The 9,333-nt window shown below is 44.5% G+C and carries 8 protein-coding genes and 1 riboswitch; of the genes, 2 read left to right on the forward strand and 6 right to left on the reverse strand.

Annotation, left to right across the window (positions count from 1 at the left end; genetic code table 11):
• The 3 genes from spoT to gmk all read right to left on the reverse strand — a co-directional run.
• On the reverse strand, positions 1 to 1,366 hold a 1,366-nt coding region (gene spoT / locus AB4496_RS10940), incomplete at its 3' end, for a bifunctional GTP diphosphokinase/guanosine-3',5'-bis pyrophosphate 3'-pyrophosphohydrolase (protein ID WP_372130943.1).
• A gap of 45 nt (positions 1,367 to 1,411) precedes the next feature.
• Positions 1,412 to 1,684, reverse strand: a complete 273-nt coding sequence (rpoZ, locus tag AB4496_RS10945) for a DNA-directed RNA polymerase subunit omega (protein WP_009848003.1) — start codon at positions 1,682 to 1,684, stop codon at positions 1,412 to 1,414.
• Positions 1,685 to 1,803: 119 nt separating this feature from the next.
• Positions 1,804 to 2,427: a guanylate kinase gene (gene gmk / locus AB4496_RS10950; protein ID WP_009848002.1), complete on the reverse strand. Its 624-nt coding sequence runs from the start codon at positions 2,425 to 2,427 to the stop codon at positions 1,804 to 1,806.
• A 324-nt stretch (positions 2,428 to 2,751) separates the two neighbouring features.
• A riboswitch (purine riboswitch) is annotated at positions 2,752 to 2,851 on the forward strand.
• A 58-nt stretch (positions 2,852 to 2,909) separates the two neighbouring features.
• Between gmk and AB4496_RS10955 the strand changes: the two genes are divergently transcribed.
• On the forward strand, positions 2,910 to 4,280 hold the full coding sequence (locus tag AB4496_RS10955; RefSeq protein WP_009848001.1) for an NCS2 family permease: 1,371 nt from the start codon (positions 2,910 to 2,912) through the stop codon (positions 4,278 to 4,280).
• 142 nt (positions 4,281 to 4,422) lie between these two features.
• Positions 4,423 to 4,848 carry a phosphate-starvation-inducible protein PsiE gene (locus AB4496_RS10960; protein ID WP_009848000.1) on the forward strand — a complete coding sequence of 142 codons (426 nt, stop codon included), beginning with the start codon at positions 4,423 to 4,425 and terminating at the stop codon, positions 4,846 to 4,848.
• Between the two features lie 89 nt (positions 4,849 to 4,937).
• Here AB4496_RS10960 and AB4496_RS10965 read toward each other — a convergent pair whose 3' ends face one another.
• From AB4496_RS10965 to AB4496_RS10975, 3 genes are all read right to left on the reverse strand, one after another.
• Positions 4,938 to 6,356: an alginate export family protein gene (locus tag AB4496_RS10965; RefSeq protein WP_009847995.1), complete on the reverse strand. Its 1,419-nt coding sequence runs from the start codon at positions 6,354 to 6,356 to the stop codon at positions 4,938 to 4,940.
• A 121-nt stretch (positions 6,357 to 6,477) separates the two neighbouring features.
• Positions 6,478 to 8,061: a PTS transporter subunit EIIC gene (locus AB4496_RS10970; RefSeq protein WP_009847994.1), complete on the reverse strand. Its 1,584-nt coding sequence runs from the start codon at positions 8,059 to 8,061 to the stop codon at positions 6,478 to 6,480.
• Positions 8,062 to 8,070: 9 nt separating this feature from the next.
• Positions 8,071 to 9,333 (reverse strand): Sapep family Mn(2+)-dependent dipeptidase (locus AB4496_RS10975; RefSeq protein ID WP_372130945.1); only part of this gene is annotated, 1,263 nt, incomplete at its 5' end.

Consider the following 9,333-nt stretch of genomic DNA (forward strand, 5'->3'; position numbering starts at 1 on the left):
GACGTGCGCCCGGAGCACTGATGATCTCAATAGTTTGGCCATTCTTCAGCGATTTGCTGAGTGGGTAAGGGTTCATGTCTACACGAGCACCGACACACATGTTGCCGACGTCGGTATGTACCGCGTAAGCAAAATCGACTGCTGTTGCGCCTGCTGGAAGTTCGACAATGCGACCTTTCGGCGTGAATACGAAGATCTCATCTGGGAACAGATCAGATTTAACATTTTCAATGAATTCGAATGAGTTACCTGCGCTTTGTTGCAGCTCAAGTAAGCTCTGCATCCAACGTTGTGCTTTAACCTGTGCGGTTGTCCCGTTGCTACTGCGTGAGCCATTGCCTTTGTAAGACCAGTGCGCCGCGACACCTTTATCTGCCATCTGCTCCATATCTTCAGTTCGGATCTGGACCTCAACTGGCACCCCGTGAGGGCCGATCATTGACGTGTGCAGAGATTGGTAGCCGTTGGCTTTCGGTACCGCAATGTAGTCTTTCATGCGGCCAGGACGAGGCTTGTACAGGCTGTGGGCCTGACCAAGTACGCGATAGCAAGTATCTGGTGTATCAACCACCACGCGGAAAGCGTAGATGTCCATAATGGTGTGGAAGCGCTGCTCTTTGGTTTTCATCTTGTTATAGATGGAGAACAGGTTCTTTTCACGACCAAGTACGCGAGCAGGCAAACCGACTTCTTCAAGGCGGCCTTCGATTTCGCTATGGATACGTTGGATCATCTCCTTACGGTTACCACGCGCAGCTTTCACTACGTTTTTCAGGACGCGATAACGGTTAGGATAAAGGGCTTCGAAGCCCAGCTCTTCTAGTTCTGTCTTAATGTTATGAATACCAAGACGGTGAGCTAGCGGAGAATAAATCTCTAGGGTTTCACGAGCAATACGACGCTTCTTATCAGGACGAAGTGCCCCAAGCGTACGCATGTTGTGAGTACGGTCAGCTAATTTGATCAAGATAACGCGGATGTCTTGCACCATCGCGAGAACCATCTTACGGAAGTTCTCTGCTTGCGCTTCTTTGCGATCACGAAATTTAAGCTTATCCAGCTTAGATACACCATCAACCAGTTCAGCAACGGTATTGCCGAATTGAGCTTCTAGCTCCTCTTTTGTAACTTCAGTGTCTTCAATTACATCGTGGAGTAGGGCTGCTTGCAGAGTTTCTATATCCAGACGCATTTCTGCCAGGATTCTTGAAACAGCTACAGGGTGAATAATGTATGGTTCACCCGTTGAACGGGTTTGCCCTTCATGGGCGTCTCTCGCTACCACATAAGATTGACGCAGAGCCTCAACTTGAGGCTCTGTTAGGTATTCTTGGGCAACGTCTTTGAGGCTATCGAATAGATACAAATTAAAGGCCCGGAAGGTTAATTAGTTCGAATGACGTTGATTCTATCAGCGAGTGTGAGCGATGCTGCTTACTGCTGCAAGCTCAGCCGCTTCTTGCTCTTGTTGCTCTTGACGCTCACGAGCATCTAGTACGTCTTTAGTGATAAGACCTTCTTCGATTTCGCGAAGAGCGATAACCGTTGGCTTATCGTTTTCTTCAGGCACTAGTGAATCTTTGCCGCCAGTTTGCATTTGACGTGCGCGGCGAGCCGCAATAAGAACTAGGTCGAAACGGTTGCCAACTTTTTCAACAGCGTCTTGAACAGTTACGCGTGCCATGAGGACTCCAAATAGTAATTAACTAATAAATTTTTGATGACGAGAAAGTATACAAGTTTAACTAGAGACTTTCTAGTTCACCGTATACTTATCTCAATGGAAAATCTAGGGGATCTAGATTATTCCGCCAATAAAGCAGTAAGCATGCCGCTGTATTTCGCTGCTTGCTTATCTTCTTTTAAGCGCTCCGCACGAATGATAGCTCTGAAGTCCATTAGGGCTGCATCAAAGTCATCATTCACGATCACATAATCGTATTCTGCATAGTGAGAAATTTCTGATTTTGCTTCGCTCATGCGTTTCGCAATAACTTCGTCGCTGTCTTGGCCGCGAACATTCAAACGACGCTCTAGCTCACCATTTGATGGTGGAAGAATGAATACACTCTTCGCTTGAGGCATTTGTTCACGGATCTGACGAGCACCTTGCCAGTCGATATCTAGGAATACATCGATACCGCGGTCTAGGTTTTCTTCAATCCAAACGCGTGAAGTACCGTAGTAGTTGCCGAAAACTTCAGCGTACTCTAGGAATTCACCTTTATTAATAAGGTCTTCAAAATGATGCTTCTCTACGAAGTGGTAGTGAACACCATTTTCTTCACCAGGGCGCATACCGCGAGTGGTGTGTGAAACAGATACCTTCATTGCGTAGGTTGGATTGGTTTCTAGCATTGCTGAGATCAAGCTCGACTTACCTGCGCCACTAGGTGCAGATACGATGTAAAGAGTACCTTTGCCCATCTGTATATTTCCACTGTTGGTTGGATTGAGTGAGGGCGATAAACCGACACTATAAAAGATAGCACTGACTCTAATTTTTGTTCCGCTGGTTGCATCTAAAAAGGGATAACAAGTAAAACTAATAGAGACAACTGGTGAAAATTAGGTCAGAAAAATGGAGGCGAAGAGTAGCATATTTAGATGATTGAGAACAACTGGCTTGATCGTTATTTATTCTCAAATGATCCTTTGTCTGATCTTCCTATAAATGTAATGACCGATCATGTTCAGTTTTTTATGTGATCTGAACAAAATTTGTTGAAGTTTTAATCTCAATCCTTACAATCCGCGCAAACGATTAAATGCTGTATATGTTTGATGAAATGGATCAAATGTTTCTACTACCGAGCCTACCTTGGTGACTACAGTTTTTAGTGTAGAGATCCCTCTATTCTCACAGCATTTGAATCTCAAATTTCTTAATTTAATACATAGGTTTTGTTGTGAATACTGACTCCACCCTGAAAGCCCAGAAGACATCTGGCTCACTTGACACCATGTTCAAACTCTCAGAGAGAAAGACCACGATCAGCACTGAGCTATACGCAGGTTTTATTACCTTCTTAGCGATGAGTTATATCTTGGCGGTTAACCCAGCAATTTTGGGTGGCATTCCGGGAATGGACAAAGGTGCAGTCTTTACGGCGACCGCTCTTTCTGCTGCTATTGCAACGCTTATCATGGGCATTTGGGGTAACTATCCAGTCATGCTAGCACCTGGCATGAGCATGAATGGCTTCTTCAAAGGTTTATTGTTAAGTGGTTCAGTGGCGGTACTTTGGAATGAAGCATTATTTGGCATCTTCCTATCGGGTATTCTTTATCTTGCTTTCTCATTGACTAATATCCGTAAGTCGATGATTGAATCGATTCCTGAAGACTTGAAGCTGGCGATTACTGTGTCTCTCGGCTTGTTCATTGCTTTCTTAGGCCTTAAGAATGCGGGTATCATCGTTTCTAATCCGTTCGTACTGGTTGGCTTAGGTGACATTTCCGATCCAAAAGTGATTATCGCTTATGTGAGTATCTTCATTGCATTGGGCTGTATGGTTCGTGACATTAAGTTGGCCACGTTTATCTCGTTTGTTTCAGCTATCGTGTTGACCATTCTTGCTGATGTATTCATGGGCACATCAAACGCCCCAATCCCTGACCAATTCGTTTCAATGCCACCAAGTATGGCAGGCAGCTTTGGCGCTATCTTTGACTTCTCAGCTTTTACGCCTGAGAAAATGTTCGATTTGTTGTTCATCGTACTTATCTTCTTGATTGTCGATTTCTTCGATGGATTGAGCACGATTGTGGGTGTTGGCCGTGATGCAGGTATCATCGACAAAGACGGTAAAGTGCCGAATGCAAAATCGGCGCTAGTGGCTGATGCGGGCGGTACTGTGATTGGTTCAATTCTAGGTACCACATCGATTACTGCTTTCTCTGAATCGGGTATTGCCTCTTCTCAAGGTGCGAAAACAGGTTTAGCGGCAGTCATGGTGGCTGGCTTATTCCTAGTGTCTCTATTCCTATACCCAATCTTCTCTATCTTCTCAGCGGCAATGGTCGCGCCTGCGATGGTTGTGGTAGGCATCTACATGGTGGGTCGTCTTGGTCAGATTAACTGGGAAAAGAAAGAGTCACGCATTGCAGCTTTCTTCACCATCATGTTCACAGTGCTAAGCTTCTCACCAGCGAACGGTATGGCGATGGGTTTCATCAGCTACGCATTCACAATGGTTGTTGCAGGTAAGCGCAAAGAAGTGCACCCATTGATCTACGGGCTGTGTGTGGTGTTCTTAACGTACCTGATTCTGTTGTAAGGTTAGTTAGCCACTAGAAAGTGGCTAAGTAAAAAACAAGTCGATGGCTCTGCAGTGAATGTGGGGCCATTTTTGTATTCGTCGCTTCTCTAGAGCGCATGCTAATGTAGAGACTGGATTAATTATTTTTTGAAGAGTGACTATGCCTTCTCACTTACCTAAATCTTTTAGTAAGCCGTTTTTAAAAGTATTTCACATTATGGAAGCGGTATTACTGGTAGCGATCACGCTCGCGACCTTGTTTGCGATGGTCGAAGAGTTCATGCATGTTTTTGCTGAACGTCGAGTGCAATTGACCGATATTCTACTGATGTTCATCTATTTAGAAGTGTTGGCGATGGTTCAGCAGTTTGTGATGAACGGTAAGATCCCGGTTCGATATCCGATTTACATCGCGATGATGGCGATTGCTCGTTACATTACTCTGGGCATGAAAGAGTTGGATGCAGTACTCATCGTTTGGTTGTCTGTTGCAGCGTTTATCTTAGCAGCAGCAACACTTTTGATTCGAGTAGGGCACCATTACTGGCCATATGTGGATCTTCGAACCAAGCAGCCGGATGAGTAATTCAATTAACTGAAATATGATGGTCTAAAAAATTCGCCCAGCACTGCTGGGCGAATTCATTTAGTAACATACTAACCTGATAAGCAGTGTTAGAAGTTATAGATCAGTGCGATTTCAACACGGGAAATGTCATCACTGCTACTGCCGACTACGTCACGTGTGTAGTCGCTATCTAATGCGTAGTACATATTTAACTCAGACTTTAAGTTGCCTGTGATGTAATTATGGAATTGCAGATAGAACTGGGTGTAAGCGTATTTTTCGTCAGACTCTGCACCAAATAATACATCTTGGTTGAGTGTGTAGATTGCATCATCTGTGTTGGCACGCCATGTCGACATAAAGCCAGCGATGATGGATTGTTTCGGCTGATACTCAATCACAGTGTAAGAACCGACCTGCATTGCGTTACCGTAAGCGCCATCATGCGCGAAACCCAGTGGGTCACCTGTCCACAAAGGGTTAAACGTGTTCACTTTGTCGCTGTCTTTATCTGAACCTGATGCGTAATGTAGGTTCAGACCTAAGCGATAGTTCCAGTCTGCTTTCCAGTTGTAGTTCAAATCGGCATAAGCCATGTAGGCTGAGATATCTTTACCTGCATGATCGCCAAATTGGTAAACACCATCGAGCATGTAACCAAACCCTTCACTCACAAAATCATGTGCATGTAAGCCTAAAACTTGAATGTCGACGTCACCGTCAGGTGCATTAACAAAGCTTTCATTGGTGAGTTTATTACTCATTATGTAGGCTTGCATTGCCCCGAAGTCAGTTCTCCAATTAGCGAATAAGCCGGTCGATTTTTTGCCATTGGTTTTATCATCCCAGTTACCACCGAAGCTGCCATCTTTGTAGAGAGGGAATACTTCCTCGCCGTAGTATGCGTCAAAATTGATGCCTGCTACGCTGTATTTTGCGCTGGCTGCATTCCAACTTGATTGAACTGGCGTTGGTTCACGGTTCATCATTTGCCATTCATTTAAGTATATTTCTTGGCGACCAAGGCGGGTACTTAGGTATTGCTCACCGTCATCGAGTAATTTGAATTCGGTAAACAACTGGTGGAAGTCAGTACCGGCATCGTCAACTGGACCCGGACTATCGAGGTTAGTGTAGTTGGTTCGAATTTCACCAAATACACGCATCCAGTCTTGGTAAGTCACATCGGTGGAGAATTGCATGCGAGTACGCAGTTCATTTTTCTTGCGGTTTTCTCCGTCGTACATGTGATTCCAACGGTTATCGACTGCGGCTTTTACATTACCGCTAAATGAGACTTTCCAGTCACCACTGTCATCAATATCCAAGCGTTTGAGTTTTTCTGAAAAGCTTTTTTGACTTTCGTCTAGACCATCGACATAGCTCCAGTCCTCATTGGCTCTATCTCCCCAGAAGACGATCGGGTTGCGCTCAGACCAGCTTGATGTTGTATTTTCGTTTGCGTGTAGGACGCCAGAAACACAAAGAGCAAGTAAAGTAACTGCATGTTTTGTCATTGCTTTCATTTTTATATTTCCCATATTTCAGGTGCACGAATCCCTTCCTGTGACTTGTAGTCACAGGAGGAATTGTCAGTTATTGGTTTCTATAGATTCGTAACAGTAGGGTTACGGAAGTTACGCTTAGCTAAGAGTCGACACCAAGGGCTTCTTTGATACCAGAGGCAATCGTAATAACGTTGGCTCCATATATCACTTGAATGCCTTTATTCATTCTGACGACACCAATTGCGTTGAGCTGTTGTTTCCAAACTTTATCGCTTGCCGTTAGTGATTCGTCATGCAGCGAAACACGCAGTCGAGTTGCACAGTTTGTCACGTTCTCAATGTTGTCAGCTCCACCCAGCGCCTTAATGATTTCAACAGGCAGTCCTTTTGAGGTCTGATCCTTTTTCTTTTTAAAGTCTTCTTTTGAATACAGGGCGATATCACCATCTTCTTCTTCGCGACCTGGAGTTTTTGAATCAAACTTTAGGATGAAGAACTTGAATGTGTAGAAGTAAATCGCGAAGTATAGTGGGATAATCCACAATAGAGCCCAAGCATGAACCTTTTCAGGTTGTAGTAGGTTAGGCACCATAAATAGCAGCTGATTACCGTGAATTGAAACACCCATCATTTCGGTGATCACATAAGCAAGACCATTTAGCGGAACATGCACTGCAAAGAATAGGAATGGTTGGACGAATAGGAAGGTATATTCTAGTGGCTCGGTAATACCGATAACAGCAGCCGTAAATACCGCAGGCACCATGATAGCGGCTACCTTCTTACGATTGGCTGTTTTTGCTGTTACGTACATTGCATAAGCAGCACCCGTCAGGCCACCAATTTGGATTGGAATACGACCGCTGGTAAAGTTATGTGTAATGTAGCTCGTTGCCTCTGGTGAACTCATTTGGCCATTCATGATGTTACGAACACCTTCGTAAACAACACCATCAATCTCCATTACGCCACCAACACGAGTGTATTCAATAGGGAAGGCGATAAGGTGATGTAAGCCAAATGGCAATAAGCCTTTGTCAAATACGCCAAATAGGAAAGAGCCAAAAATACCTGAGCTAGTAATCAAGGTAGTGATGGACTGCAGTGCCCCAGCGATCGGTGGCCAAGCGTAGTAAACAAACAGCGCGATAGGCATGATAGCGAAGTAAGCAAAAATCACTACGGCACGAGGGCCTGAGAAGAAGCTCAAGAGTGCAGGCATTTCGAATTTGTAGTAACGGTTGTGGATCCAAGCCGTAATACAACCAACAAGAATACCGCTAAAGATCCCCATGTTGTAAGCGAAGATACCTAAAGACTCACCCCATAAAGAGTTGAAGTTTTGCGCTGCTACTTTGTCGTAGCCAGCATCATTCATTAATGACGCAACGCTTGTAGTTTCTTGAGTCCATCCGTGAAATGCAGCGATCGATCCGATAGCGACGTTGAAACACATGAACATGGTAAAGCCAGTGAAGGCTGCCCAACCTTTTTCAGATTTCGCCAGCGCGAACGCTAGACCAATCGCAAAGAAAGGCGGTAGATTGCGCATGACCATCAAGCCAAGATCTAACATCAGCTTAAAGAATGCCCAAATAACAGAGTCGGTAGCAGACATTTGGTTTACAACACCAGCGCCCACACCAATAAATATACCTGCGATAACCAGTACGATGATGGATACCATCATACCTCCAGCAAGTGCTTGAACCTTATCTCTCATAATTTACTCCTAAAGTGATATGAGAACTTTCACGTATATTGTTATTGCTCTTTTTAATGACTCGAGGCTGAGCCTTTCATTAGGCTCATGGACACGAGTCACATCACCAGGAAAAGTAGGTCCGAATGCCACACCATTGTTTAGCGCGCGCGCGTAAGAAGCCGCACCTTTACTAAAGCACTGAGCGTCCATTTTGGTAACTTCGGAATAAGCTTTTCCCATTGCTTGGATAAGTTCACTTTCGGGTGAGAGGTAAGATAGAGGTAAGTACTTGTGTTCAATCAATCTCACTCCGTATTGTTGGGATACATACTGGAGTTGGGTACGAGCTTGATCGATAGTCAGTCCTTTAGGAAACCGAAAATCAAAATCCAAGTTGTAGCCATGTTGATTCAAATTGATGGAGGAGACACAGCATGTAGTCGACCCCATTTCATTATCTTGGTGTGCTAGCCCTAATTTCGAAGCATCATTGGAATCACTAAAACACGCGTCTAGTAAATCAATTAAATTTCGAGAGTTAGTGTCTAACCCTTCAACATGTCGCATGTGACGAACAAACTGATCCATACAGTTATCGACCTTATGCGGGTTGCGAGATTTCTCCCACGGCGTTGACAACTCAACGCAGTACAACTCCTTTTGTTGGTGGTTGTCACTTTGTGCCACATTGGCAAGAGTGACCGTTGCTGAAGTTTCAAATGTTGCTGCTACTTCAGCCGCTTTTTCTCCTGTCAGATAAATCGATAATTGATAGCAGGTGGATGTTCTGTCACGCTCACTTTCAATGCTTACGATCTGACAAGTTCCTAGGCCATTGTGAGTTGGGAATTCTCGTTGTAATGACGCATATAGGATGCCTTTTTCTCCATTAACGATTGGGAAGTCGCCATCTGGAGAGAAACCATAATCCGGTTGAGGATTATGATTAAAATAATGCTCTACACATTCCCAAGTTGTCTCTTCTGCGCCACCGATGATCACTCTTATTTTTTTGTCGAGTGTTACATCAAGCGCTTTAAACATCTTGAGAATATACAGACTGGCCATTAACGGGCCTTTGTTGTCGGTAACGCCTCGCCCCAATAAGTCATCACCGTGTTGGTGCATCTCAAATGCAGGTGTCAGCCATGCGTTTAAATCACCGGCTTCTACCACATCTACATGATGCAATATGCCGATTTCTTGTAAGCCTTCGCCAAAGCTGATGTCCAAGGCATAACCATCATGATCACGGACTTCAAACCCTTCTCGTTTCGCCCAGTTAATTAG

Source organism: Vibrio sp. 10N.222.46.A1 (genome assembly GCF_041473595.1).
GTDB classification, from domain to species: domain Bacteria; phylum Pseudomonadota; class Gammaproteobacteria; order Enterobacterales; family Vibrionaceae; genus Vibrio; species Vibrio tasmaniensis_A.

Bases quoted from the DNA above. Each gene is read 5' to 3' on its own strand.
- AB4496_RS10960 (WP_009848000.1), top strand. From the start codon at position 4,423: ATGCCTTCTCACTTACCTAAATCTTTTAGTAAGCCGTTTTTAAAAGTA.
- AB4496_RS10965 (WP_009847995.1), bottom strand. From the start codon at position 6,356: ATGAAAGCAATGACAAAACATGCAGTTACTTTACTTGCTCTTTGTGTT.
- rpoZ (WP_009848003.1), bottom strand. From the start codon at position 1,684: ATGGCACGCGTAACTGTTCAAGACGCTGTTGAAAAAGTTGGCAACCGT.
- gmk (WP_009848002.1), bottom strand. From the start codon at position 2,427: ATGGGCAAAGGTACTCTTTACATCGTATCTGCACCTAGTGGCGCAGGT.
- AB4496_RS10970 (WP_009847994.1), bottom strand. From the start codon at position 8,061: ATGAGAGATAAGGTTCAAGCACTTGCTGGAGGTATGATGGTATCCATC.